The following is an 853-nucleotide window of genomic DNA, read 5'->3' as shown; positions in this document are numbered from 1 at the left end:
GTCCCAGGCGCACATAGGTCTTGATGACGTCGGAGTCAATCGCCTCGAGCGCAATGCGCGGCTGCAACCGCTTGGCGGCAAACGCCAGGTCGATCTTGGTACGGCCGGTGAAGGATGGGTGGTAAGTGATCAGGGGTTCTTGCGCCAGGTCTTCGAGTGTGATGTTGTCTTTTTTGGCCAGCGGATGGTCGACAGGAATGACCAGCATGTGCTGCCATTCGTAGCAGGGAAGGGTCACCAGGTCTTCGTACTGCGTCAATGATTCGGTGGCTATACCGATCTCAGCAACTTCGTCGAGCACCATGCGCGCCACCTGGTCGGGAGAGCCCTGGTGCAGGCTGACATTGACTTTGGGAAAGGCTTCACGCAGCTTGGCAACGGGCTGCGGAAGCACATAACGGGCTTGCGTATGGGTGGTGGCAATGGAGAGCGTGCCGCTGTCCTGGGCAGAAAACTGCTCGCCAATGCGGCGCAGGTTGCCGACCTCGCGCATGATGAGTTCAATGCTTTTGAGGACGTGTTCCCCGGGTTCGGTCACGCGCTTGAGGCGTTTGCCGTGCCGTGCAAAGATTTCTACGCCCAGTTCCTCCTCCAGCTCGATGATGGCCTTGGATACGCCGGGCTGCGAGGTGTGCAGGGCCTTGGCGGTCTCTGTCAGGTTCAGGTTGCGCCGGATGGCCTCCTGGACGAAGCGGAATTGGTGAAGGTTCATATCGAATTCAGGCTAATTATTGATTTTATTATGCCTGTTTTACGCTAAAGAGGAGCCCAACTGCCGTACCGATGCGCCATGCCTCCACGGTTATGACAAGGCAATGCTGGCCATAAGTGCGGTCAATTCGCGGTATTCCCC

The 853-nt window shown here is 57.6% G+C and carries 1 protein-coding gene; it reads right to left on the bottom strand.

Translation table 11 applies throughout. The annotated features are described in order from the left end of the window. Window positions 1-712: LysR substrate-binding domain-containing protein (locus tag AC1DWI_RS24870; protein ID WP_477726140.1), on the bottom strand; the 712-nt coding region annotated here is incomplete at its 3' end. Window positions 713-853 lie beyond the last annotated feature (141 nt).

The organism is Polaromonas sp. P3_C2 (assembly GCF_056402675.1).
Note: the sequence above shows the minus strand (reverse complement) of the source record. Positions and strands in the feature narration are given on the sequence as shown.